The 24,576-nt window shown below is 61.0% G+C and carries 20 protein-coding genes and 1 other annotated feature; of the genes, 17 read left to right on the top strand and 3 right to left on the bottom strand.

Features of this window, described 5'->3' with window-relative positions; genetic code table 11:
* The first annotated feature begins 27 nt into the window (after positions 1 to 27).
* The 8 genes from aroE to leuS all read left to right on the top strand — a co-directional run bounded on the left by aroE (position 28) and on the right by leuS (position 7,380).
* Positions 28 to 891: a shikimate dehydrogenase gene (aroE, locus tag AC50YL_RS03735; protein ID WP_494829391.1), complete on the top strand. Its 864-nt coding sequence runs from the start codon at positions 28 to 30 to the stop codon at positions 889 to 891.
* 25 nt (positions 892 to 916) lie between these two features.
* On the top strand, positions 917 to 1,207 hold the full coding sequence (gene yhbY / locus AC50YL_RS03730; protein ID WP_494829389.1) for a ribosome assembly RNA-binding protein YhbY: 291 nt from the start codon (positions 917 to 919) through the stop codon (positions 1,205 to 1,207).
* A 44-nt stretch (positions 1,208 to 1,251) separates the two neighbouring features.
* On the top strand, positions 1,252 to 1,842 hold the full coding sequence (nadD, locus tag AC50YL_RS03725; protein WP_494829792.1) for a nicotinate-nucleotide adenylyltransferase: 591 nt from the start codon (positions 1,252 to 1,254) through the stop codon (positions 1,840 to 1,842).
* Positions 1,829 to 2,404, top strand: coding sequence for a bis(5'-nucleosyl)-tetraphosphatase (symmetrical) YqeK (gene yqeK / locus AC50YL_RS03720; protein ID WP_494829387.1), 576 nt, complete (start codon positions 1,829 to 1,831; stop codon positions 2,402 to 2,404). Before nadD ends, yqeK begins: the two co-directional genes overlap by 14 nt.
* Entirely contained in the window at positions 2,401 to 2,748 is a 348-nt protein-coding gene (rsfS, locus tag AC50YL_RS03715) for a ribosome silencing factor (RefSeq protein WP_494829386.1), read from the top strand. Before yqeK ends, rsfS begins: the two co-directional genes overlap by 4 nt.
* Positions 2,745 to 3,773: a CvfB family protein gene (locus AC50YL_RS03710; RefSeq protein ID WP_494829384.1), complete on the top strand. Its 1,029-nt coding sequence runs from the start codon at positions 2,745 to 2,747 to the stop codon at positions 3,771 to 3,773. Before rsfS ends, AC50YL_RS03710 begins: the two co-directional genes overlap by 4 nt.
* A gap of 8 nt (positions 3,774 to 3,781) precedes the next feature.
* A complete protein-coding gene (locus tag AC50YL_RS03705; protein WP_494829382.1) occupies positions 3,782 to 4,537 on the top strand; it encodes a class I SAM-dependent DNA methyltransferase in 756 nt (251 codons plus the stop codon).
* 88 nt (positions 4,538 to 4,625) lie between these two features.
* Positions 4,626 to 4,862, top strand: a binding site (T-box leader).
* Positions 4,863 to 4,941: 79 nt separating this feature from the next.
* A complete protein-coding gene (gene leuS, locus AC50YL_RS03700) occupies positions 4,942 to 7,380 on the top strand; it encodes a leucine--tRNA ligase (protein WP_494829380.1) in 2,439 nt (812 codons plus the stop codon).
* A gap of 60 nt (positions 7,381 to 7,440) precedes the next feature.
* Here leuS and comER read toward each other — a convergent pair whose 3' ends face one another.
* Positions 7,441 to 8,280 carry a late competence protein ComER gene (comER, locus tag AC50YL_RS03695; protein WP_494829378.1) on the bottom strand — a complete coding sequence of 280 codons (840 nt, stop codon included), beginning with the start codon at positions 8,278 to 8,280 and terminating at the stop codon, positions 7,441 to 7,443.
* A gap of 236 nt (positions 8,281 to 8,516) precedes the next feature.
* Here comER and AC50YL_RS03690 point away from each other — a divergent pair, with 236 nt between their 5' ends.
* From AC50YL_RS03690 to AC50YL_RS03675, 4 genes are all read left to right on the top strand, one after another.
* Positions 8,517 to 9,179 carry a ComEA family DNA-binding protein gene (locus AC50YL_RS03690; RefSeq protein ID WP_494829376.1) on the top strand — a complete coding sequence of 221 codons (663 nt, stop codon included), beginning with the start codon at positions 8,517 to 8,519 and terminating at the stop codon, positions 9,177 to 9,179.
* 68 nt (positions 9,180 to 9,247) lie between these two features.
* Positions 9,248 to 10,540 (top strand): homocysteine synthase, encoded by a 1,293-nt coding sequence (locus AC50YL_RS03685; RefSeq protein WP_494829374.1) that lies wholly within the window; start codon positions 9,248 to 9,250, stop codon positions 10,538 to 10,540.
* Positions 10,541 to 10,574: 34 nt separating this feature from the next.
* The gene (locus tag AC50YL_RS03680; protein WP_494829372.1) at positions 10,575 to 11,105 is read left to right on the top strand and encodes a deoxycytidylate deaminase; all 531 of its coding nucleotides are present in this window, start codon (positions 10,575 to 10,577) and stop codon (positions 11,103 to 11,105) included.
* 210 nt (positions 11,106 to 11,315) lie between these two features.
* Positions 11,316 to 14,150 (top strand): ComEC/Rec2 family competence protein, encoded by a 2,835-nt coding sequence (locus tag AC50YL_RS03675; RefSeq protein ID WP_494829371.1) that lies wholly within the window; start codon positions 11,316 to 11,318, stop codon positions 14,148 to 14,150.
* 283 nt (positions 14,151 to 14,433) lie between these two features.
* On the opposite strand, the gene AC50YL_RS03670 is transcribed toward AC50YL_RS03675, so the two are convergent.
* Positions 14,434 to 19,944, bottom strand: coding sequence for a DUF7507 domain-containing protein (locus AC50YL_RS03670; RefSeq protein WP_494829369.1), 5,511 nt, complete (start codon positions 19,942 to 19,944; stop codon positions 14,434 to 14,436).
* Positions 19,945 to 20,160: 216 nt separating this feature from the next.
* On the opposite strand from AC50YL_RS03670, the gene AC50YL_RS03665 reads away from it, so the two are divergent.
* The 5 genes from AC50YL_RS03665 to AC50YL_RS03645 are packed head-to-tail and all read left to right on the top strand — an operon-like array spanning position 20,161 to position 24,143.
* Positions 20,161 to 20,952, top strand: coding sequence for a gluconate 2-dehydrogenase subunit 3 family protein (locus AC50YL_RS03665; protein WP_494829367.1), 792 nt, complete (start codon positions 20,161 to 20,163; stop codon positions 20,950 to 20,952).
* Positions 20,953 to 20,976: 24 nt separating this feature from the next.
* Positions 20,977 to 22,698, top strand: a complete 1,722-nt coding sequence (locus AC50YL_RS03660) for a GMC family oxidoreductase (RefSeq protein ID WP_494829365.1) — start codon at positions 20,977 to 20,979, stop codon at positions 22,696 to 22,698.
* Complete coding sequence (gene tatC / locus AC50YL_RS03655) at positions 22,695 to 23,459, top strand: twin-arginine translocase subunit TatC (protein ID WP_494829363.1); 765 nt, start codon at positions 22,695 to 22,697, stop codon at positions 23,457 to 23,459. Before AC50YL_RS03660 ends, tatC begins: the two co-directional genes overlap by 4 nt.
* 36 nt (positions 23,460 to 23,495) lie before the next feature.
* Positions 23,496 to 23,696 (top strand): twin-arginine translocase TatA/TatE family subunit, encoded by a 201-nt coding sequence (locus AC50YL_RS03650; RefSeq protein ID WP_161741132.1) that lies wholly within the window; start codon positions 23,496 to 23,498, stop codon positions 23,694 to 23,696.
* 12 nt (positions 23,697 to 23,708) lie between these two features.
* Positions 23,709 to 24,143, top strand: coding sequence for a cupredoxin domain-containing protein (locus tag AC50YL_RS03645; RefSeq protein ID WP_494829361.1), 435 nt, complete (start codon positions 23,709 to 23,711; stop codon positions 24,141 to 24,143).
* Positions 24,144 to 24,204: 61 nt separating this feature from the next.
* Here AC50YL_RS03645 and AC50YL_RS03640 read toward each other — a convergent pair whose 3' ends face one another.
* Positions 24,205 to 24,537 carry a hypothetical protein gene (locus tag AC50YL_RS03640; RefSeq protein ID WP_494829359.1) on the bottom strand — a complete coding sequence of 111 codons (333 nt, stop codon included), beginning with the start codon at positions 24,535 to 24,537 and terminating at the stop codon, positions 24,205 to 24,207.
* Positions 24,538 to 24,576: the final 39 nt, after the last annotated feature.

The raw sequence follows: 24,576 nt of genomic DNA, 5'->3' as shown, positions 1-24,576 counted from the left end.
ACGCTTGTGGGGAGAGTGAAGTGGGGAATGGGCAATACGGTGGACAGTCATACGGTCCTCTACGGCGTCATCGGGGATCCGATCCGGCATTCCAAATCGCCGGTCATGATGAACCGCGCCTTTAGGGAATGCGGCATCAACGGCATTTATACGGCTTTTCATATCACGGACGACCGCCTGGGCGATTTCGTCGCGGGCGTGAGAGCCATGGGCATCCGCGGCGTGAACGTGACGATTCCGCATAAGCTCGCGATCATGCCGTTATTGGACGAGATTCACGAGAGCGCGCAGGCCATCGGCGCGGTGAATACGATCGTGAACGACGGCGGACGTTTGACGGGCTACAATACGGATGGCATCGGCTACGTCCGATCCTTGAAGGAAGAAGCGCGCTCCGATCTGACGGGGGCCCGCGTGCTCATCGTCGGCGCCGGCGGCGCGACGCGCGGTATCCTGTACGCGCTTGCCCGGGAAGGCGCCGCGTCCGTGACGATCGCGAACCGGACCGTGGCCCGGGCGGAGGAGCTTGCGGATGCGTTCCGCGGCCTCGTGCCGGACATTCGCGCGATCGGCCGGGACGAGCTTCGCGCCGCGTGCGCGGACAGCGACATCGTCATCAATACGACATCGCTCGGCATGTACCCGAACGTGGACGCCTCGCCGCTGGGCGGCGAATGGCTCCGGCCGGGAAGCATCGCCAGCGACCTTATCTATAATCCGCTGACGACCCGGTTCCTGGAGGAAGCGAAGGAACGGGGATGCCTCGTCCACGGCGGGCTCGGGATGTTTATTTACCAAGGCGCTTACGCCTTCGAATACTGGACGGGGCAGCCCGCTCCCGCGGCAGCCATGCGCGAAACGGTGCTGGCGGCGCTGCAGTCCCCAAGTTAATTTGACGAGAGAAGGAACATGACCTATGTTAACAGGCAAGCAGAAGAGCCATTTGCGTTCGCTGGCGCATCATTTGAACCCGATTTTTCAGGTGGGCAAGGCCGGCATGAACGATAATTTGATCCGCCATATCGAGGAAGCGATCGAGATGCGCGAGCTCATCAAGGTGAACGTGCTCAACAACAGCTCGGAAGATCCGAAGGAAGTCGGCGAATGGGTGGCCGCGGAGTCCGGCTCCGAGCTCGTCCAAGTCATCGGCAAGACGATCGTGCTCTACAAGGAATCGAAGGATCACAAGACGATCGAGCTGCCATAACCGGGGCTCGTCAGGCAGGAATCGAAAGGGGGTGCGGACAGTTGATTAAAGTTGGATTCATGGGCGGGACGTTCGATCCGATCCATTACGGACATTTGCTTGCCGCCGAAACCGCGAGAGAGGCATGCGGCCTGGACGAGATATGGTTCTTCCCCTCGGGGCATCCGCCGCTGAAGGACCGCGGACCGCAGGCCGACGGCGAGTCGAGGCTGGAAATGGTGTACCGGGCGATCGATTTTCAGCCGCATTTCCGCGCGATGGACGTCGAATTGGAACGGGAAGGAACCAGCTTTACCATCGATACGATCAAGGAGCTGAACGGGATTTATCCCGGACGGACCTTCAGCATCATCATCGGCACGGACCGCGTCAACGATCTGCCGAAGTGGCACGAGATCGAGGCGCTGGCGGAGATGGTATCGTTCATCGGCGTCACTCGCGCCGGAGAGGCGTTTCGATTGGAGCAGCTTCCGGCCTTTATTACGGACAAGCTGTCCGTGGTCGAGATGCCGCTCATCGATATCTCGTCGACGGCAATCCGGGAACGGGTTGCGGAAGGACGCTCGATCCGGTTCATGGTCCCGGAGAAGGTGCATTCGTTCATACGGAGGAACGGACTCTATGAATCGCAATGAGATGATGGCGGCCGTCAAGGCCGAAATGCCGGACCGGCGCTGGACGCACACGCTTGGCGTCATGGAGACGTCGATCATCCTCGCCGAGCGTTTTGGCGGCGACCCCGAACGGGCCGAGCGGGCGGCGATTCTCCACGACGTGGCGAAGTATTGGCCGACGGCGCGGATGGAGACGATGATCAAGGAGCACGGCTTGCCGGAGGAGCTCCTGCGTTACGATAAAGAATTGTGGCATGCGCCGGTCGGCGCGTTCGTCGCCGACCGGGATTACGGCGTGTCCGATCCCGAGATTCTGGATGCGATCCGCTATCATACGTCCGGCCGCGAGCGCATGACGTTGATGGACAAGATCGTCTGCCTGGCGGACTACATGGAGCCGGGGCGGGATTTTCCGGGCGTGAAGCACATTCGGGAGCTGGCCGGGCATAGCTTGAATAAAGCGCTGTTGGCTGGCTTCGATTCGACGATTATGTATTTGCTGCAGCAGGGCAGGCGGATTTTCCCGCTGACCATTGCCGCGCGGAATGATTTGATTTTACACCTACAGGAGGCTGGAGAATGACAATTAGCTCGGAAAGGCTGCTGCAAGCGGTAGTCGCGGCGGCGGAAGAAAAGAAAGCCCATAACATCGTGGCGCTCGATCTGAAGAACATCTCGCTTGTGGCGGATTATTTCGTGATCTGCCACGGCAATTCGGACGTGCAGGTACAGTCCATCGCGACCGAAATCCGCAAGCAGGCGGAAGCGAGCGGCGTGCGCGTGCGCGGCATCGAAGGCGCGGACAGCGGCAGATGGGTACTCGTCGACATCGGCGACGTCGTCGTGCATGTGTTCCATCGGGAAGAACGCGAATATTACAGCATCGAACGGCTCTGGTCGGATGCGAAGGTCGTGGAGTTCGCATGAACCTCATAGCAGGGACAACCATGAATTTGAGGGTGGCGCGCGAAGTGTCGCCCTATGGTTATTTTATGACCGACGGCGAATCGGAAGTGCTGATGCACTACACCGAGCTTGTCGGGAAAAGACCGGTCATCGGCAATTCGTACGAAGTCTTCCTGTTTTACGATTCCGAGGACCGGATCGCGGCGACGATGAAGAAGCCGCTCATTCAGCTCGGGGAAGTCGCCCGTCTGGCGGTCGCGGACATTCATCCGCGCATCGGCGCGTTTCTGGAGATGGGCCTTGGGCGGCAGCTGCTGCTTCCGCTGTCGGAGCAGCCGGAATTGAAGGAGCTGCGGCCAAAGCGCGGCGACGAAGTGCATGTCATACTCGCGCACGACAAGATCGGCCGTCTCGTGGCGAAGGTCGCGTTCGAGGAGGAGCTTGCGGAGCTCGCGTTCCATGCGCCTTCCTCGTGGCATAATACTTGGGTAGAAGGATGGGTCACGAAAACGCTCAAGATCGGGTCGTTCGTCATGATCGACGGCGGCGTGCTCGGCTTCGGCGCGTACGGCTTCATCCCCGCGGACGACCGGACGCGGCTGCTGCGGCTCGGCGAGCGCGTGAAAGCGCGCGTGACGTTCGTCCGGGAAGACGGTCGCGTGAACCTGTCCATGCAGCAGCGCAAAGAGGTCGGACGGCTGGAGGATTCGGACCGGATCCTGAGCTTCATGAAGGAACGGCCGAACGGCGCGATGCCGTACTCGGACGAGACGCAGGCGGACATCATCAAGCTGAAGTTCGGCATCAGCAAAAGCGCGTTCAAGCGGGCGCTCGGCAAGCTGATGCGCGACGGCCTCATCCAGCAGGACGGCAGCTGGACGAAGCTGACGGAGAAGGGCGAGGCGGCGGACGGCGGGACCGCCGATTCGGCGGATCGGACGGCGGCTGAAGAAGGCGCCGCAAGCGCATCGGCTTCAACCGCTCGCGTATCGGCGGGCCGTCCGCGCGCTTCCGAATCGGCCGTCAAGCCGGATTCGAAGGAATAGGCGGCGCGATGGAAGCTTATACGCAATTTGCCGCCGTATACGACCGCTTGATGGCGGACATGCCTTATCCGCGGTGGCTCGCGTTCGCGGAAGCCTGCTGGCAGCGGTACGGGAAACCGTCGACCGTCGTCGACCTTGGCTGCGGCACGGGCAGCATCGCCATTCCTTTGGCGCGCAGCGGCTATGCGGTGTACGGCATCGACCTTTCGTCCGACATGCTGGCGGTCGGGCGCAGCAAGCAAGACGAAGCCGCGGGCAGCGTAGCGGTGACGTGGCTGCAGCAGGACATGACCGAATGGGAGCTTGGAGAACCGGCGGACAGCGTCCTTTCGTTCTGCGACTGCATCAACTATTTGACGGAAGACGACGACGTGCTCGCCGCGTTCGCGGCGACTTATCGAGGGCTGAAGCCCGGCGGGCTGTTCCTGTTCGACGCGCATGCGCCGCGGACGCTTCGCCGCTATGCGGAGGAGCAGCCGTTCGTGCTGGACGAGCCCGATATCGCGTATATCTGGACGAGCGAGCTTGACGAGGACCGGATGGAAATCGAGCATCATCTGACGATTTTCGCCGACGCTTCGGGGGGCCGCGGCGGGCCGTTCACGCGGATCGAGGAAATGCACGTGCAGCGCGCCTACGATGCCGAATGGATCCGGGAAGCCTTGCTGGCTACGGGCTTCTCCCGGGTGGACCTGTTCGGGGATTTCGAGCTGGAGCCGGCGGATGAGGGCACGGAGCGCCTGTTTTTCGCCGCCGTTAAGTGATGCTTGTCCAATATTGCGCGGCTGGGCGTTCCTGCCTTGACACGGGCGGCACGGCTTCATTATAATCGAACTAACCATTTTCAACATGGATAAGGCATTGAAGAGGAGCAGTAACTTCGAAAGCGTATGGTCAAGAGAGCCGGCGGGTGGTGCGAGCCGGACCAGCGTGAAGCGAACTCGCCTTGGAGCCGCATGCCGACTGATCTTGCGATCAGCGTTAAACATGCCGATTCGCCCGCGTTAAGGGTATAGAGTGAGCGGGGGTAAAGCATACCGTCCGTTAACTAGGGTGGTACCACGGGAGCGTAATCCTCTCGTCCCTAGCGTATATCGCTGGGGGCGGGAGGTTTTTTATTGCGGTCTGCGCGCTTGCGCAGGATAGTGAATAGGGAGGCTAATGGATCATGACACAAGAACGCCAGGAACAGCAGGGGTATAACCCGCTCGTCATCGAGCCGAAATGGCAGCGGCATTGGGACGCGAACAAGACGTTCAGAACGACGGAAGACGCGGGCAAACCGAAATTTTACGCGCTCGACATGTTTCCGTACCCGTCCGGGGCGGGACTTCACGTCGGCCACCCGGAAGGCTATACGGCCACGGACATCGTGTCGCGCTACAAGAGAATGCGCGGCTATAACGTCCTTCACCCGATGGGCTGGGACGCGTTCGGTCTGCCGGCCGAGCAGCACGCGCTCGATACGGGCGAGCATCCGCGGGAGATCACGGTCAAGAACATCAACAATTTCCGCCGCCAGATCAAATCGCTCGGCTTCTCCTACGATTGGGACCGCGAGTTCAGCACGACGGATCCGGATTATTACAAATGGACGCAGTGGATATTCATCCAATTGTTCAATAAAGGGCTGGCGTACGTCGCGGAAGTGCCGGTCAACTGGTGTCCCGCGCTCGGGACGGTACTGGCGAACGAAGAGGTCATCAACGGCCTGAGCGAGCGGGGCAACCATCCCGTCATCCGCAAGCCGATGCGGCAATGGGTGCTGCGCATTACCGAGTACGCGGAGCGTCTGCTCGAGGATCTGGAAGAGCTCGACTGGACGGAGAGCATCAAGGACATGCAGCGCAACTGGATCGGCAAATCCAAGGGAGCGGAAGTCACCTTCGCGATCGACGGCCATGACGCCTCGCTCGTCGTGTTCACGACCCGTCCGGACACGCTGTTCGGCGCCACGTACTGCGTGCTTGCGCCCGAGCATGAGCTCGTTGCGGCGATTACGACGGCGGAGCAGCAAGCCGCGGTGAAGGACTACCAGGAGACGGCCGCCCGCAAGAGCGACCTGGAGCGCACGGACCTGAACAAAGACAAATCCGGCGTCTTCACGGGCGCTTACGCGATCAATCCGATCAACGGCGTCCGCGTGCCGATCTGGATCGCCGATTACGTGCTCGCCGGTTACGGGACGGGCGCCATCATGGCGGTACCGGGCCATGACGAGCGCGACTGGGAGTTCGCGAAGCAGTTCGATCTGCCGATCCTGGAAGTCGTGCAGGGCGGGGACGTTAGCGAGGCTGCCTTCGCCGGCGAAGGACCGCATGTCAATTCCGGTTTCTTGGACGGCTTGGGCACGGAAGAAGCGATCGCGAAAGCAATCGCGTGGCTCGAAGCGGAAGGCAAGGGCCAAGGCAAAGTGACGTACCGTCTCCGCGACTGGTTGTTCAGCCGTCAGCGGTATTGGGGCGAGCCGATTCCGATTCTCCATCTGGAGGACGGCACGATGAAGCCGGTGCCGGACGATCAGCTGCCGCTGCTCCTGCCGGACGTCGATCAGATCAAGCCGTCGGGTACGGGCGAATCGCCGCTGGCCAACGTGACGGAATGGGTGGAAACGGTCGATCCGGAGACGGGCAAACGCGCGCGCCGCGAGACGAACACGATGCCGCAATGGGCGGGCAGCTGCTGGTATTACCTGCGGTTTATCGATCCGCACAACGATCAGGAGCTTTGCTCCAAGGAAAAGCAGAAGGAATGGCTGCCGGTCGATCTCTACATCGGGGGCGCGGAGCATGCGGTGCTTCACTTGCTGTATGCGCGTTTCTGGCATAAGGTCCTCTACGATATCGGCGTCGTCGATACGAAGGAACCGTTCCACAAGCTCGTCAACCAAGGCATGATTCTCGGCATGAACAACGAGAAGATGAGCAAATCCCGCGGCAACGTCATCAACCCGGACGATATCGTGAACGAGTACGGCGCGGACACGCTGCGCATGTACGAGATGTTCATGGGTCCGTTGGAAGCGACGAAGCCATGGAACACCAACGGCGTCGAAGGCATGTACCGCTTCCTCGGCCGGGTATGGCGCCTGTTTATCGGCGAGAACGGCGAGCTGAGCGAGAAAATCGGCGGCAAGGCCGCGGATGCGTTCAAGCGCACGTGGCACCGCACCGTGAAGAAAGTGACGGACGACTACGAGAATCTGCGCTTCAACACGGCGATCAGCCAGCTGATGATTTTCGTGAACGAGGCATACAAAGCCGAGACGCTGCCGCGCGAAGCGGTGGAGCATTTCGTGCAAATGCTCTCGCCGCTGGCGCCGCACATCGCCGAGGAGCTGTGGTCGAAGCTGGGCCGTGCCGACACGCTGACGTACGCGGCTTGGCCGACGTACGAAGAAGCTTGGACGGTGGACCAGGAGGTCGAGATCGTCGTGCAGGTGAACGGCAAGATCGTCGAGCGCCTCTCGATCGCGGCCGACATGGACGAAGCGGAGATGGAACGCGTCGCGAAGGCATCGGATAAAGTATCCGATGCGATCGCGGGCAAGACGGTGCGCAAGCTGATCGTCGTGAAGGGCAAGCTGGTCAACATCGTCGTCGGATAAGCCGGCAAGCGAACGGTCATCGAAAAAAGAGGTGAACGACCTCTTAACGCAAAGCATGCGTTAAGGGCCGTTCACCTCTTTGCCGTACAAGGTTTCGGAGACGCGCTCCAGATCCTCGTGATATTTGGCGTGCGTCGTGCGAATGACGCGGTTAAACACGCCGTCGAGCTCGCGGTTCAGCAAAGCAAGCGCCTGCGCCGTGATGCCGCCCGGCACGACGACCCTGGCCTGCAGCTGTTCCGGCGACATGCCGCCGGAGGTCAGCAGCTGGCCCGTTCCGTGCAGCATCTCGCTGGCGATCAGCCTGGCCTGCTCGCGCGGAATGCCGGTCTCCTCGGCGGCCGCGTCGATGAACCGCTGCAGCAGGCAGGCCATGATGGCGGGGCCGACGCTGGACAGATCCGAGACGATGCGCGTATGGGATTCATCGATATGGAGCGGTTCGCTTATATAGGAGAGCAGGCCGTTCAGCCTGGCGATATCGGCGTCGGTCATGCGGCTGCCGTACATGCAGAGCGAGGCGCCGCTGCACATGTAATTGGTGATGCTCGGAATGACTTTGGCGATTTTGCAAGGCAGCTCCTCTTCCAGCTGATCGAGCAGGACGGGACTCGTGATGGAGACGACGAGCTGATTCGGCTGCACGGCATCGCGAATGCCGTCGAGGACCGTCTTGTATTCGAGCGGCTTGACGCAGAGGAAGACCACGTCCTGGTCGGTCACGGCATCGCGGTTCAACGGGACCGCCTGCAGGCCGAGGTGACGGTCGGCTAAGCGGACGGCTTTCGCGAACGTTCGATTGCTGGCCGTTATTTGCGATGGCTTGAGTGCTCCCGATCCGATAAACGCATCTATAAGCAGGCTGCCCATGCTCCCAATCCCGATAAACCCGACATTCATTGCAATCCCTCCCGTGCGCCTTTTTTGCATCAGCGCGGCTTCAACAGCTCAAAACTTGCAATCATGCAGCCTTATCGGCCTCGCTCCGCAGGCGTCGGCCCGTTCCAACTAAAGCTCTTGTACGGGCGGCTGCGACCGTACCGGTGATGCCTCTTACTACACTATGCCGGCGGGCAAGGCCAACATGACCATTTTTCTGGAAAATGATCGCAAGACGACGAAAAGGGGGAAATACGATGTTAAAGCGGTTGATTCATCGCAAGCGCTGGAGCGGGATGCAGCTGATTGCCGGTCTGTGCATCGCCGTCTCCATCGCGTTGATCGCGGCAGCGCTCCTGCAGAAGGGTTCGGATGACCAGCCGCATTGGACGGCGATGAACGCGCAGGTGGACCATGCGCTGGATGCGATCGAACAAGGAAAGGCGGACGGGCAGGCGCAGGCGGGAGAAAAGGAAGCCGCCGCGACGGATGCCGCAGCCGCCCAGTCGGACGGAGCCGCGCAGAAGCCGGCTGCCGGAGCGAAGGATGCGCCGGCTGCCGGTGCGGCAACCAACGGCGAGGCGGAAGGCGCATCGACTGCCGCGGATGCGACAGCGACAAAAGGCGCAGCGGCAGAAACGGAAGGAGAGCCTCCTCCCACGCCGGCAATCGGAGAAAGCGCGGCAGATGATCCGGACACGGCTTCGTCATCTTCCGCGGACGGGAAAATCGACGTCAATCACGCGACGTCCGCGGAGCTTGACGCGCTTCCGGGCATCGGGGCCGCGAAAGCGGAAGCCATCGTCGCGGACCGCGAGCGCAACGGGCCGTTCCGCAGTGCCGACGACCTGCTTCGCGTCAAGGGAATTGGTCCGAAACTACTAGATACGATGAAGTCTCTCATTGTTCTCGGGCCTTGATTATGCGACAATGGCAGAGATAGGGTCTCCATGGCGGCCCTTCCATTCAGGCGAGGAGGAAATATCAAATGTCCGAACAACGCAAGCTTTCGATTGAAACGCTATCCGTCCACGGAGGCCAGGAGATTGACCCGACGACCCTTTCCCGCGCAGTGCCGATCTATCAAACGACTTCCTACGGCTTCCGCGACACGGACCATGCGGCGAACCTGTTTGCATTGAAGGAATTCGGCAACATTTATACCCGCATCATGAATCCGACCAGCGACGTGTTCGAGAAGCGGATCGCCGCGCTTGAAGGCGCGCCGGCCGCGCTTGCCGTCGCTTCCGGACAAGCTGCCATTACATATTCGATCCTGAACATCGCCGAGGCCGGAGACGAGATCGTATCCGCTACGAGCCTATACGGCGGGACCTACAACCTGTTCGCCAACACGCTGCCGAAGCTCGGCATCCGCGTCAATTTCGTCGATCCGTCGAATCCGGCCAATTTCGAAAGCGCGATCACGGACAATACGAAAGCGCTGTACGCGGAAACGATCGGCAATCCGAGAGGCGATGTCATCGATATCGAAGCGGTGGCGGAGATTGCCCGCCGGCACGGCATTCCGCTGATCATCGACAATACGTTCCCGAGCCCTTACCTGTGCCGTCCGATCGAACACGGCGCGGACATCGTCGTGCATTCCGCGACGAAGTTCATCGGCGGGCACGGCACGTCCATCGGCGGCGTGGTCGTCGACAGCGGCCGATTCGATTGGCGTGCGAGCGGCAAATTCAAAGGCCTGACGGAGCCGGATCCAAGCTACCACGGCGTCGTTTACACGGAAGCGGTCGGTCCGGTGGCGTACATTATCAAAATGCGCGTGCAGCTCCTTCGCGATATGGGCGCTGCGCTTGCGCCGTTCAATTCGTTCCTGCTGCTGCAGGGCTTGGAAACGCTGCATCTGCGGATGGAGCGCCACAGCTCGAACGCGCAGGCCGTCGCGCGGTTCCTGGAACGGCACGAAGCGGTCGAGTGGGTCAATTATCCAGGGCTGCCGAGCCACCCGTCGTACGACCTCGCGCGGAAATATTTGCCGAAGGGGCAGGGAGCGATCCTGACGTTCGGCATCAAAGGCGGCATCGAGGCCGGCAAGAAACTCATTAACGCCGTCGAGCTGTTCTCGCATTTGGCGAACGTCGGCGATTCCAAATCGTTGATCATCCATCCGGCCAGCACGACGCACCAGCAGCTGGAGGAGAACGACCAGCTGGCCGCGGGCGTCATGCCGGGCATGATTCGCCTGTCCGTCGGCACGGAAGGCATCGACGATATTTTGCACGATTTAACGCAAGCGATAGCGGCAAGCCAGCAGTAACCGCAAGCGCGGGGGGAAGGAAGTCTCGTTAGACATGGCACAGGACGTACAAGACAACTCGAGAAAAGATTGGGATACGTATTTCATGGACATCGCGTATATGGTCTCGACCCGCTCGCGCTGTCCGAGGCGACATGTGGGCACCGTGCTCGTGCAGGGCAAGAAGCTGCTCGGCACCGCCTATAACGGCGCGCCGATGGGCGTGGCGGACTGCTCCGAGGACGGCTGCATGATCGTGGAGGAGTACGAATTGCAGATCGAGGGCGGCGAGGAACGGATGATCAAGAAGCAGCGCTGCATCCGGACCATTCACGCGGAGCAGAATTTGCTGCTGTTCACGGACCGGATCGACCGCGAAGGCTCCACGGTATACGTGACGGACCAGCCCTGCTGGACGTGCGCGAACATGCTCGCCAACAGCGGCGTGATGGAAATCGTGTATCATCGCGCTTATTCGAAGGACAGCGATAAAGTGATCGCGCTGATGCGCGTGAAGGGAATCGCGTTTCGCCATTTGTCCGCCTACGAGCCGCCGGCTCAAGCGGGCATGACCGTCATCTCGTAATCGTGCATTCAGGAGGAAGAACCTCCGGTTGCGCCCGGGAAGCAATGCTCTGCCATAATCGGCAGGGCAGGGCTTCCCGCGGCGCGCCGGAGGTTTTTTCGTTTGCGGCATGCGAAACCGGTCGAAGGCATGCAGAACGGCCGTAACAAGATTGGCGCCGTCTCCGCAAGGATGGACGACGGCGATTGACGAAAGGAGGCGGCCCGCACGATGAATGCAAGGCCACTGGTTTGGTTCACGGTTTGCTGGGTGCTGGGGAGCTCCGCCGCCGCATCCATGCCTCCGCGCGGCATGGCGCTCGCCGGTGCCGCGCTGCTTGCCGCGCTAGCGGGATTGGTCCTGCTGCGGCGCAGCTCATGGCCGCTTGCCGCCGCTTGCTTGGCGGCATTCGGGCTGGCGGCGGGGCATCGGGCCTGGGCCGATGCCCGCAATACCACCGCGCTGCCGGCGCAATACGCGGCTGCGCTCGGGGCTTCGCCGGCGGATGCCGCCGAGTATCCGGCGGCGCTGACCGGAGTTATCGTGTCACCGCCGGAGATCGACGGCGACCGGGTGCAATTTCGCGTGGCGGGCAGCAGTCTGAAGCTGCAGGATGCCGGTACTGACGCGGACGTGAAGCTTGACGGCGAGCGGTTGCTCGTGCAGGTGAAGCTCGCGAAGGAACAGGAGCTGACGAACGCGGCTGCCTGGCATCGCGGGCAGGAGGTTGCCGTTGCCGGAGCGCTGTCGGTCCCGTCCGCTCGGACGAATTTCGGCGGCTTCGATTACCGCGCGTACCTGCACGGCCAGCGCATTCACTGGCTGCTTGGCGCCGACGGCGCTGCTGCCGTACGGACGAGCGCGGGCCCGCGCTGGAGCACGGCGGCGCTGCTGCGCCCGATGGACGATCTGCGCGCCGCGCTCGGCAAGCGGATGGATGCGCTGTATCCCGGCGTCCAATCCGGCTACATGAAAGGCCTCGTCCTCGGCATAAGCGACGATCTCGATCCGGAAGTATTCCGTCGGTTTTCGCAGCTGGGATTGACGCATATTCTGGCCATATCCGGCCTGCACGTCGCCGTATTCCTCTATGTGCTCGGCGGCCTGCTGCGGCTCCTGCGCATGACGCGGGAGCGCATGCTGCTCATCATGATCGCGGCGGTGCCGTTCTATGTCTTCCTGGCCGGCGCCTCGCCGTCGGTGGTGCGCTCCGGCATCATGGCGATGCTCGGCCTGGCGGCGGCGCGCCTGCACAAACTCAAGGACGGGCTGCATCTGCTGGCCGCGGCCGCCCTTCTCATGCTTGTATGGGATCCGTACATGCTGGGAAACGTCGGGTTTCAATTGTCGTTTCTCGTGACGGCAGGCCTGATGCTCGGCTCGCAGCCGATCCGCGGCCTGCTCCCCCGCGGCAGGAAATGGTGGACGACCGCGCTGTTCGATCTGCTCTCGGTCACGCTTGTCGCACAAGCCGTATCGCTGCCGCTGACGGTCTATTATTTTAATCAGCTGCATGTGCTGTCGATCGCGGCGAACCTTGTGCTCGTGCCGTTCATCAGCTTCATCGTCATGCCGCTCGGAGGGGCTTCGCTCCTGCTGGAATGGCTGTGGCATCCCGCTGGCGCGCTTGCCGCGCAGGTGGCCGGCGTCGGCAACGAGCTGACCTTCGGCTTCGTCCTGAAGCTGAGCAGCCTGAATCGCTTCCGGCTGATCTGGGCGACGCCGCCGCTTTGGTGGGTGGCCGCATGCTATGCGGTCCTGGCGGCTTTGTTCAACGCGCTGAACCGCCTGCAGGCCGCCAGACGGGACGCGGAGGAAGCCGAGAGCAAGAACGCGGAGCCGGCGCCGCGGCCGGACACGGTCCCAAGCGGTCCCGCGCCGTTTCGGGATTCCGCATCGGAGGACGACGCGACGCAGCCGCTGCCCCGATCGCCCTCGCCGCACGGGGACGAAGGCAAGGCCGTTCATCCGGCTTCCTCGCTTGCCCTCGGCTTCGGCGGTGGCAATGGTGACGCCGTATGGTCGGCTTCGTTCATCGAGCTTCCGGCAGCCTCGTCCGGCGCCAGGAGGAACAACCGACTGCTTGCCGGCTTTGCCGCGCTAAGCTTGGCGGCGCTGCTGGTCGGCGCTTATTTTCCGGACGCGTTCGACCGGAACGGATATATCGATTTTCTCGATGTCGGCCAAGGCGACTCGATCTTTATCCGGACGCCCGAAGGCAAGCATATTCTGATCGACGGAGGCGGCGCCGTCGTATTCGGGAGCCGGGAAGCTTGGCGGCAGCGCAAGGATCCCTACGAGGTCGGACGCAAGGTTGTCGTGCCGCTCCTGCAGCAGCGCGGCGTGCATCGCCTCGACCTGCTCGTGCTCTCGCATCTGGACAGCGACCATATCAAGGGTCTAATCGCCGTGATGGAGAGCATTCCCGTTCGCGCGGTGCTGTGGAACGGATCGGTCAAGGACTCGGCGGACGCCGTAAGCTTGTTGAGGGAAGCGGTCGACGCCGGCATTCCGTTATATCGCGCGGAAGGCGGCCGGAGCTGGACCGTCGATCGGCATGCCGCGGTTACGGTCATCGGCACGCCGCCGGTGCTGATTCACGAGGGGGAAGCAGGCACCGTCCCCGAGGCCGACGAGCAGAACGGGGAGAGCGTCCCGCTGCTCCTCGATCTGTACGGGCGTCAATTTCTGTTCACCGGCGATGCCGATGTCGCGGAGGAACGCAGCCTGCTTGGCCAATTGAGCGGCGCAGCCGGCAAAGCTGCCGCTGCTTCGCCGCCGCCTCCATCGTCGTCGTCGTTGCCAGCCATCGATGTCATGAAAATATCGCATCATGGCAGCAAAACCTCGACGTCGGATGAATGGCTCGCGTATTGGAAGCCCGCCGAGGCGGTCATTTCCGTAGGGCGGAACAATACGTACGGGCACCCGCACCCGACCGTCGTGGCTCGGCTGCAGCAGGCGGGAATCCCGATGGCCAGAACGGACTTGAACGGGGAAGTGCAGTTCAAGGTCGGGCCCGATCATCGTTTAAGCCAGCGATCAATCTATCCCGCGCGGAAATGACGGATACGGCTCGCGGCGCAATATCGATATCGAGTTACCGAACAAAGTCTTGACGCTGCCTTTCCCTTGCTGCTGTAACTCGTATCGTGTGTGCAACTTGTATTCCTCATGAATCCAAAAAAGCCTGGCATGCCGCAACGAACACGGCATCCCAGGCTTTTGAGCGTGCAGCAAGCAATCGGCATAGAGGGCTTACGCGGCTTGCCGCCCTAACATCGCCTTCGAGATCTTTCACCCGCATCCGCAGGCAAGCGGCTTCCGGTTTCTTCGCATAGCCCCTCGTTTACTCCTCGGATTCGTAGACCTCCAAGGTGAGCCGATTGGAGGCGGACGTTCCCCGGAGCTCGAAGTCGGTTCGGAACTCGAAGCTCGCGAAGGCTTGATTGACGAGCGTATCGTTGGGCTGTTCCTTGTCGATCCGGACCTTGAACGCGACGTCGACGCTCGCGCCGGGCTCGAGCGCGCCCAGCCGGAGCCCGTTCTCGAGGTTCGGATTCGCCGCCGGCGTTCCGTTCACCGTCACGCTTCCGGCCACGAGCGATACGCCCGCGGGCAGCGGATCCCTCAAGCTGACGTCGTGGGCCGTCAGCCGCGTCGGATTGGAAATCCTGACGTTGAACTCCACGAACCCTTTGACTTCCGCCGCGGCGCTCGAAGCGCTCTTCTCGACGAGGAGACCGACGACGAGCAGTTCCCGGGACGCAAACTGAGGATCGGTCTCGTTCGAGACGGCTTCCGCGCGATTGACGATTGCGGACCCCAGGACGGCATCCTCCGGAATGACATAAAACTCGAACAAGGTAAAGGCCGCTTCCGGCAGCAATTCAGCGGTGATGACGCTGATTGATGTCAGCGGATCGGTCAACCGCACGCGATGCAGCGGGATGTTTCCGGTATTCGCCACGGTCAGCGTCACGGGAACGCGCTGTCCCGGCAGGCCGAGCGAAGGGAAATCCTTGGTTAAGCCGAGCCGCGGTCCCGGCAGCACCGTGACCGAGCTTTCCGCGGACGTCACGGCCGTTTCGGTGGAGGAGACGAAGACTTCGTTCGTAATCAGCGAATTGACCGGCGCGTTGGCGGCGACCGGTACAAATGACGTCAATCTGATCGTCGTGCCGGATGCGAGCGAAGTGACGTTTTCGCTCAAACGGATGAGCGGGTCCTCGATGAACAGATTCGTCAGCGTGTCGTTGGACGTGTTCGTGATGTCCGTCACGAACGTGATGGCCGTGCCCGGCTGCACGGAAGGCGACAGCGCGGTTTTGGTCACCAGGATGGAATAACCGGCCACGATTTCGATAAACGTGATCGCTTGCTGCGGCGGCGTTTGGTCGGAAGTCGCGGTCGCGATATTGATGATTCGCGATCCGGCGATCGCGTCGGCAGGGACGCGATACACGGCGGTGATCTCGAGCGTCGACTGCGGCTGAATGACGGAGATCGTCTCGTTCAGATTGACGAGCGGATCGACAAGCACGATGCCGGTCAGCGGCGTATTGCCGGTGTTCGTCAATTCCAGCGTGTAGATCAGCATGTCGCCGGGACTGACGGTGACGTTGTCCTGCAATTTTCTGAGCGTCAACGCGGGAGCCGCCGTCACCAGGACGCCCGCATCGGCGGAGACGGGAAGCGTCTGGTCGGAGAAGACGGTCGCCGTATTGACGATGGTCGAGCCCGCCGGCGAAAGCGGCGGAATCGTATAGTTGACCACGACCGTTTTCGATGTTCCGGGCGGGAGCGTCGGCACGATCTCGAACCAGCCGAACAGCGGATCCGACACGATGACGTTCGTTAACACGACCGCGGACGTATTGGTCACGACGATCGTGAACGCGATGACCGTGCCGGGCGGGCCTTGAACCGGATCGGCGAATTTGGCGATCGCGATCGTGGCGGCGGCGCCTACGCTGATGAATGCGGTAGCTTCAACCGGAACCGGCGTCTGGTCGGATGCGGCCGTGGCCGTGTTCGCGATGATGGTTCCGACCGGCAGGGCGGGTACGATGAACGGCACGACGAAGCTTTGGCTTGCTCCGGGCGCGAGAGACGGGAAGACGGTCGCGAATCCGAGCTGCGGATCGTTAACGGCAATATTCGTCAGCGTCGCGTTGCCCGTGTTCGTGATGGTCAGGGTGTAGTCCACCGATTCGCCGGGAAGGGCGGACGTGACATCCGCCGTCTTCGAGAGGGCCAGGCTCGGCACGGTCAGAATGCTTACCGTGGCGGAGGAGCTGATGTTGAAGCCGGCGACCGTCGCGGTCGCGACATTGGTGAATGCCGAGCCCGCCGGGGTACCGGCAGGGATGACGAAGGGGATGAGCAGCGAGATGCTTTCGCCGGCGTCCAGCGATGCGATCGTTTGATCGACCCCGATGATCGGATCGGTCACGTGAATATTGAACAGCGTAATGACGGTATTGTTCGTGACGATGATCGTATATTCCACGGTTTCGCCGGGTGAAGCGACTTGCGGCTCTACCAGCTTTTGAATGCTTGCCGAATCGGTTGGAAGCGGCGTTACGAGCACTTCGGCGTTTGCGTCGAACGTCGGGGTCTCCAAGGAACCGGCCGATGCCGTATTGACGAGGATCGAGCCGGGGACGGCGTCGTCCGGCACCGTGAACGGAAGGATGAACGTGGCGTTTCCTCCCTGCGCCAGCGAAGGAATCAGCGCGTCCAGCGGCGGATTATCATCCGTTACGACAACATTATGAAGCGTCGAATTGCCGATATTCGTAACCACGACGGTGTAAATGACCATCTCGCCCGGGTATGCGACGGTGACGTTGGCGGTCTTCGTAATGGAAATGCCGGGAATGGCAAGCACGATCACCTGCGCTTCGGCGGATACCGGGGGGGTCTGGTCGGATGACGCGGTGACGACATTCGTGAAGACCGTTCCGGCGGGAGTATCCGCCGGCACGATGAATTCAAGGGTAAAGGTTTTCGTTTCACCCGGAAGCAGCGTCGGAAAGCTGTCGACGATGCCGAGGAATTCGTCCACGAGCACGACGTTCGTCAAGGCGATCGCCGAGGTGTTGGTCAGGCCGACCGAGAACACGACCGTCTGACCCGGCACCGCGCCGGGATCGTCGACCGTCTTGGTGAGCGTAATGGACGGCGCGCCGACGACCGTCAAGGCCGCCGAGGCGAGGACCGGAGCAGGCGTCTGGTCGGATGCCGCAGCCGCCGTGTTGGTGAGAATCGTTCCGGGCGGGACGGCCGGCACGGTAAAGGGAACGTTGAATACGGTCACCGCGCCGATGTTAAGCGAAGGCACGAATTCCTGAATGCCGAGAACGCTGTCCACCAGCACCACGTCGGTCAGCACGACATTGCCCGCGTTGGCGATCGTCAGCGTGTAGGTGACCGAGTCTCCGGGATTCGCGATCGCGGGCGTTACGGTCTTGGTCAGGGTCAACCTCGGCACCGCGGCGACCGTCACCTGCGCCGAGGCGGTTCTGACCGGCGTCTGGTCCGAGACGACGCTGACGATATTGGCGATCACGGTTCCGGCGGCCGTACCGAGCGGAACCGTGAACGGAATTTCGAACGCGACCACGGCATTGGCGGGCAGCGAGCCGATGGACTGCTGCAGGCCGATCGTCGGATCGGAGATCACGACGTTCGTGATCGGCGCGTTCGACGTGTTGGTCACGGTCACCGTGTAGATGACGGTATCGCCCGGAGCCGCAAGCGCGGGAGAGACGATCTTCTGGATGGACACCGAGAATACCGGCGACACGATAATCTCGCTGGACGCCTCAGCGGGCGGCGTTTGATCCGTGATGACGAAGGCGGTGTTGAAGAACTTCGTTCCGGCAGGCGTGCCGAGCGGTACCGTGAAGAACGCCTCCGATGCGCTCTGTGCGCCGATCGGAAGCAAGTCGATCGTCGTGGAGAACGCGAGCGCGGGATCGCTCACGACGACATGCGTCAAAGGCACGTTGCCCGTGTTCGTGACGACGATATCGTAAATGACGGTATCGCCCGGCGCGACGGCGGGACGCCGCGGCGTCTTCGTGATCGAGATCGAAGGCGAGGGCAAGACGGTAACTTGAACGGTGGAGGTTTGCGTACCGAGCGAGGATTGCAGGACGGCCGTATTCGTGATCACCGTTCCGGCAGGGGTGCCCGCGGGCACGGTGTACGAGCCCGTAAAGACGGACGAAGCCTGCGGGTTCAATTGGACGATCAATTGGTCCAAGCCGAGCAGCGTATCCGTCAAGTGCAGATTGAACACCGGCGTTATCAAGGAATCGTTCGATACGGTGACGGTATATTCGATCGTTTCGCCGGGCAGCGCCGTCGCGCGGTCGGCGGTTTTGGACAGCGAGACGGAAGGCGTCTCCGTGATGAGGACCGACGCTTGGGCGGATACGGGAACAGGCAGGTTCGACGCATCGAGAATCGCGGTATTGACGAGCGTGCTCCCGATGACCGCATTGCCGGGAACCGTATATGGAAACGTCGCGATGGTGCCGCTCACGAACGTCGGAAAGAACAGATTGAGCCCGAGCGTCGCGTCGGTGAGGGTTACGTTTTGCAGTACCGCCTGACCGGGATTCACGACGGTGAACGTATAGTTGATCGTATCGCCGGGAGCCGCCGACATCCGGTCCGCGGTTTTGATCAAGCTGACATCGAGAAAGCCCTCGATCGTGATCGTGACGGAACTGGACTGCTGCGGCGTCTGATTGCTTTGGACGAATGCCGTGTTCTGATAACTGGTGCCCGGGTCGCCGTTTTCGACCTGCGAATTGATGGTGAAATCAATTTCCTGGCCCGAGGCGAGCGAGGGTATCGTTTGATTGAACCCCAGCAGCGGATCGCTGATCTGGACGTTGGTCAGCACGCCGCCTCCGCTGTTGATCACTTGGATCACGTAGGTGAGCGGCGTTCCGACCGTGCCGGAGAACGAGGTGCCGCCGTTCACCGTCTTGCGGATGGTCAACGACGGCGTGCAGGCGACCTCCGGCAGGCAGCCGATGAACGGAATGGTGTGGGCTTCCAGCGTACCCGTCGTATTGACGAACGATTGGGCGACCATCGTGCCGTCGATGTTGCCGAAGCCGACGGCGCTCCATACGGCAAACGGAGCCAGCACCGAACCCTTGATGGACAGGTTGAGGTTGAAAGCCGTCGTCGCCTGGAAGAAATTCCAGAGAATAACAGCGCCATTGCTTGGCGCGGGCTGTCCGCCGTTGATGAAAATGGTGTAGTTGCCGAAGCCGACGCCGGTGCCGGATATGTTGACGAGCACGGTCGAGCCCGGAGGCGTGACGATGTTGATTCCGTTGACCGATCCCAGAGAAAAGCCGGAGCCGGCTATGTTATTGCCGTTGATCGAGAAAATATTGAGCGTCGGACTGCTGCCCGTCAGCGTGACGCCACCAAAGGCGACGTTTACCGATCCCGTGGGCGCCAATGCGCCCCAAGCGGCGGAGGCGCATGTCAAATACTGCCCGGCAGCGGCAAAATCGAGCGGCGTTCCTCGTTGCGGCTGCGGAAGTACGCCGTTGTTGTTCGTCATGGTGTAATTCACGATCGTTCCGCCGGGGCTGATCACGCTGTTTCCGCTAAAGTTCGTTCCGCCGATGATGTCCATGTTGCCGCCTACGATCAGATCGGCCCGCGTCGTGGATACGTTAAGCGCGCTTCCGATCCCGTAGCTGCGGTACGTTGCGTTGCCTCCTACCGCGACTCGTCCTCCGGCATCCACGAAAGACTGCGTATGATTGCCGAGCACGAAGACGTTGAAATCATTTGCTGCGCCGAGATTCGCACAAGCCATCGTTCACTCCCCATTCCGAATTGTTCCGCCCAAAATGGCCGCTGTTGTTTACTTATTCGACTGGATTTGCATTCATGACCGATACTTCGTTGACCCTTCCCGCCGACTGCCGTCCGGCCCGAATATTTCCGTGCCAATCATGGATAATGCTTCCCGCGCTGGAAAAGACTAAGCGCAACGGCTTCCTCCACTATCCAGAAGAGAGGCGAAGAAGATATGGCAGACAACAAGAAAGAACCGCCGCAGCAGCCGCGCGACGAATCGCGCAGGAAATTTCTGAAGTACTCGGGAACCGCGATCGGCGGCGTCGTCGTGGGCGGAGTCATCGGCGGCCTTATCGGAGCGAACGGCAAGAACGGCAAGACGGAGGAAACGCCTCCGGCGCAGCCCGATACGGGCAAGCCGGCCCAAACGGCCGAACGGGACTTCAACCAAGCGTTGATGTTCTTCAATCAGGACCAGTTCCTGGCGGCGGAAGCGGCAGCCGAGCGGATCTACCCCAAGGACGATTCGGGGCCTGGCGCGAAGGAGCTTGGCGTGGCGTTCTTCATCGATCATCAGATGGCGAGCTCCTACGGTTTGAACGGACGCGAATATATGTCTCCGCCGTTTTACAAATCGGAGGCGACGCAGGGCTATCAGCTTTCGTTCAAACGCCGGGAGCTCATCGCGCTCGGCTTGGACGCGCTGAATGCGTACAGCAACGACAAGCTGCAGAAGGCTTTCCCCGATCTGGCGCCGGAGGACCAGGACAAGGTGCTGGGCGATTTCGAGAAGGATGCGGTCAATTTGAAGGGCGTGCCGGCGTCGACGTTCTTCTCGTATTTTCTGAACCTCACGATCGAAGGCGTGTATGCGGATCCGTTGTACGGCGGGAACAAAAACATGGGCGGCTGGCGCATGCGCAATTTCCCGGGAAATCAGATGAGCTATACCAACGACATCGAGAAGGACGAATTCGTCAAGATGGAGCCGCTCAGCTTAAGCGACCATCTGGAAATCGGCTAAGAAAGGGCAAAGGAGCGAACTGACATGGCAACGAAGCTTCCCAAAGTACCGATCGTCATCGTCGGCATGGGCTGGGTAGGCGGCATCATCGCCGCGGAATTGACGAAAGCCGGCCATTCCGTGGTCGGGCTGGAGCGGGGCAAAAGCCGCAACACGCAGGATTACTTTCACGTGCACGACGAGCTGCGGTATGCTTCCCGCTACGAATTGATGCAGGACCTTTCGAAAGAAACCGTTACCTTCCGGAATTCGGAAAAGCAGCGGGCTTTGCCGATGCGAAGCTATGGCTCGTTTCTTCTCGGCGACGGGCTTGGCGGCGCGGGCGTGCACTGGAACGGGCAATACTACCGGTTCCTGCCGTACGATTTCGAGATCAGAAGCAAAACCATCGAGCGCTACGGCGCCAAAAAAATTCCCGAAGGCATGGCGATTCGCGACTGGGGCATCACGTACGATCAGCTTGAGCCGTATTACGTGAAATTCGAGCAGATGGCCGGCATCGGCGGCGAACCGACTCCCCAACCCAATGTCGGGAAAATGTCCAAGCCGTTTCCCGTCGGACCCATGAAGAAGACCCCCGCCATGAAGCTGTTCGAGGATTCGGCCAAGAAGCTCGGCTACCATCCTTACGTCATTCCGTCCGCGAACTTGACCGAGCTGTACAAGAACCCGGACGGCATCGAACGGGCCGCCTGCCAATACTGCGGCTACTGCGAGCGCTTCGGCTGCGAGTACGGGGCGAAGTCCGACCCTGTCGTGACCGTGCTGCCGGTTGCCCAGAAGTCGGGCAAGCTCGATCTGCGCACGCATTCCAACGTGACCGAGATTCTTCACGACGGCAAGAAAGCGACGGGCGTCCGCTACGTGAACACGCCGACGGGCGAGGAGTACATTCAACCGGCGGATATCGTTATCCTCTCGAGCTACCTGTTCTCCAATGTTCGGCTGCTGCTGATGTCCAAGCTCGGCAAGCCGTACGATCCCAAGACGGATACCGGAGCGGTGGGACGCAATTACGCCTACCAGGTGAACGGCGCCAGCACGAACGTCATGTACGAGGACCGCGAATTCAATATGGCGATGGGGGCTGGGGCGCTCGGAAGCAGCCTCGACGACTACAACGGGGACAATTTCGACCATGCCGATCTGAAATTCCTCCACGGCGCGAACATTCGCTTCACGCAGACGGGACTGCGGCCGATCCAGTCCCAGCCCGCTCCGATGGGGACGGCCAAATGGGGAGCCGAATTCAAGAAACAGACGCTGCATTACGCCAACCGCGTGCTTACCGTCGCCGCGCAGGGCTCCAGCATGCCTTACCGGCACCACTATCTGGACCTGGACCCGGAATACAAGGACGCGCTCGGACAGCCGCTTATCCGCCTGACGTTCGATTTCGAGGATCAGGATCGCGAGCTGGTTACCTACATCGCCGGCAAAACGAAGGAAATCGCCGACGGCATGGGCGGGACGAAGACGGAGATCCACGATTCCATCAAGCAGTACAACATCGTCCCGTACCAGTCCACCCATAACACGGGCGGCACGATCATGGGCAGCGATCCCAAGACCTCGGTCGTCAATAACTACCTGCAAATGTGGGATGCGGAGAACGTGTTCATCTGCGGAGCTTCGGCCTTCTCGCATAACAGCGGGTTCAATCCGACGGCGACCGTCGGGGCGCTCGCCTATCGGACGGCCGAAGGCATCGCCAAGTATATCGCCAAACCGGGTTCGCTGGTATGAGCGCCGGGGAAAGCGGCAAGCTGTCGGCGGACCATGATCTCGTCTTGCATCTGACGGAGCTGCGCAAGCGGCTCATCATCGCGTCGATCTGGTTCGTCCTGTCGCTCGCCGCCGGTCTGTACGTCTCTCCGCGCCTGCTGCATTTCGTGAAGACGCATCTCGGATCCGTGCGCGTGGAGTGGAGCGTATTCGCGTTGTCCGACGGGATCGCCGTCTACATGAAATGCGCGCTTATGGTAGGCCTGCTGCTTTCGCTGCCGGTGTTTATCTACCAATTATGGGCGTTCGCGAGGCCGGGCATGACGGACGCGGAAGCCAAGAGCACGCTGCTCTACGTGCCGCTGTCGTTCGCCTTGTTCGTGTCGGGGGTACTGTTCGGGTATACCGTGGCGCTGCCGATGATGATCTCGTTCATGATCAAGCTCAACCGCTCCATCGGGGCGAACGAGGTGTACGGCATCCAGCATTACGTCTCGTTTCTCGTCAGCTTCCTGCTGCCGATGGGAATCGCGTTCGAGATGCCCTTGGTCATGCTGCTGCTCACCCGCATCGGCCTGTTGTCGCCGGGGAAGCTGAAGCAGGTGCGCAAATACGCGTACGTGGGCCTAGCCGTCCTCGGCTCGCTCATATCGCCGCCGGACTTCGTATCGCATCTGTCGGTGACGCTGCCGCTGATCCTGTTGTTCGAGATCAGCGCTTTCGTCAGCATGCGGTATTTCAGAAGAAGAGAAAAACAAGGGCTGAAACCGATCTTGCAATGACCGCGCTAAAATTTGATCGGAAAGGAGGTTTTTTCCATGTTCAACAATGTCGGCATTTCCGGCTTGATCATCATCCTGGCCATCGCGCTGATCGTGTTCGGCCCGGCCAAATTGCCCCAGCTCGGCCGCGCGTTCGGCGATACGCTTCGTGAATTCCGCAACTCCACGAAGGGCATCATAATCGACGACGCACCCGAAGAGAAGCAGCCCGTCCAGGAATTGGAACAAGCCAAATAAGGAGTGTTGAAGATGACCAACAGATGGAGAACCGCCGCGCTCGCGGCAGTGCTGCTGTGCGCGGCCGCGTTGGCCGCAAGCGGCTGCGGCAAGTCGGACAACGCGAACAACGGAGCGAATAACGGCGGCGCGAATACGGGGACGAACAACGGAGCCAATACGGGGGCAAGCTCCGGCGGCGGCAACCAGGCGATTACCGTCAAAGCGACCAACTTCAAATTCGACCAGACCGAGATCCACGTTAAGCAGGGAGATAAAGTGACGATCACGTTGGTGGACGAAGCCGGCATGCACGGCTTCACGATTCCGGACTTCGGCGTCGACATCAAGGAGAACAACGGCACCGCGACCTTTACCGCCGACAAGACGGGCGAGCATCCGTATAATTGCTCGATCGTCTGCGGTTCGGGCCATGCGAACATGGTCGGCAAATTAATCGTCGACTGAGCCTTGGCATGCGAAAGGCCCTTTTCCGCCGCGGGCGAAAAAGGGCCTTCTTGCCGTTCGTTCAACACAGCTCCTTGATCTGTTTGGCCAGATCCATGCGCTGCTGCTTTAGCTGCCAGATCAGATCCCGGATAGCGGACTCTTCCTCCGAGTTGCCGCTCTGCCGCATCAGCGTGAACAGCTCCATCATTTTGTAATTGATGGTATTGAACTGCAGCCACAGCTGTTCTTTCGTCCATTCGCGGATCTTATCGTCGTAGGCGGATTCCTGCCGGCAGAGCGCCTCCGCGATCTCCGTCTGCCAAGCCGTATCCCCGAGCGCCGCCGCAAAGTTGTACAAGTCCAGCTGATCGTCCACCCATTGCCTGCTCCACTGCTCTTTCGTCAGCATCATCGTGAGACCCTCCCGCCTAATATGATCCTTCGTTATTAT

The organism is Paenibacillus sp. J22P277, from assembly GCF_059383675.1.
The sequence above is the reverse complement of the archived record's forward strand: the minus strand, read 5'-3'. Positions and strand labels throughout refer to the sequence as shown.

Bases quoted from the DNA above. Each gene is read 5' to 3' on its own strand.
- AC50YL_RS03690 (WP_494829376.1), top strand. From the start codon at position 8,517: ATGTTAAAGCGGTTGATTCATCGCAAGCGCTGGAGCGGGATGCAGCTG.
- AC50YL_RS03660 (WP_494829365.1), top strand. From the start codon at position 20,977: ATGGCAACGAAGCTTCCCAAAGTACCGATCGTCATCGTCGGCATGGGC.
- aroE (WP_494829391.1), top strand. From the start codon at position 28: ATGGGCAATACGGTGGACAGTCATACGGTCCTCTACGGCGTCATCGGG.
- yhbY (WP_494829389.1), top strand. From the start codon at position 917: ATGTTAACAGGCAAGCAGAAGAGCCATTTGCGTTCGCTGGCGCATCAT.
- AC50YL_RS03710 (WP_494829384.1), top strand. From the start codon at position 2,745: ATGAACCTCATAGCAGGGACAACCATGAATTTGAGGGTGGCGCGCGAA.
- AC50YL_RS03705 (WP_494829382.1), top strand. From the start codon at position 3,782: ATGGAAGCTTATACGCAATTTGCCGCCGTATACGACCGCTTGATGGCG.
- yqeK (WP_494829387.1), top strand. From the start codon at position 1,829: ATGAATCGCAATGAGATGATGGCGGCCGTCAAGGCCGAAATGCCGGAC.
- comER (WP_494829378.1), bottom strand. From the start codon at position 8,280: ATGAATGTCGGGTTTATCGGGATTGGGAGCATGGGCAGCCTGCTTATA.
- AC50YL_RS03680 (WP_494829372.1), top strand. From the start codon at position 10,575: ATGGCACAGGACGTACAAGACAACTCGAGAAAAGATTGGGATACGTAT.
- rsfS (WP_494829386.1), top strand. From the start codon at position 2,401: ATGACAATTAGCTCGGAAAGGCTGCTGCAAGCGGTAGTCGCGGCGGCG.
- AC50YL_RS03675 (WP_494829371.1), top strand. From the start codon at position 11,316: ATGAATGCAAGGCCACTGGTTTGGTTCACGGTTTGCTGGGTGCTGGGG.
- AC50YL_RS03640 (WP_494829359.1), bottom strand. From the start codon at position 24,537: ATGATGCTGACGAAAGAGCAGTGGAGCAGGCAATGGGTGGACGATCAG.
- AC50YL_RS03685 (WP_494829374.1), top strand. From the start codon at position 9,248: ATGTCCGAACAACGCAAGCTTTCGATTGAAACGCTATCCGTCCACGGA.
- AC50YL_RS03645 (WP_494829361.1), top strand. From the start codon at position 23,709: ATGACCAACAGATGGAGAACCGCCGCGCTCGCGGCAGTGCTGCTGTGC.
- AC50YL_RS03670 (WP_494829369.1), bottom strand. From the start codon at position 19,944: ATGGCTTGTGCGAATCTCGGCGCAGCAAATGATTTCAACGTCTTCGTG.
- AC50YL_RS03650 (WP_161741132.1), top strand. From the start codon at position 23,496: ATGTTCAACAATGTCGGCATTTCCGGCTTGATCATCATCCTGGCCATC.
- AC50YL_RS03665 (WP_494829367.1), top strand. From the start codon at position 20,161: ATGGCAGACAACAAGAAAGAACCGCCGCAGCAGCCGCGCGACGAATCG.
- tatC (WP_494829363.1), top strand. From the start codon at position 22,695: ATGAGCGCCGGGGAAAGCGGCAAGCTGTCGGCGGACCATGATCTCGTC.
- leuS (WP_494829380.1), top strand. From the start codon at position 4,942: ATGACACAAGAACGCCAGGAACAGCAGGGGTATAACCCGCTCGTCATC.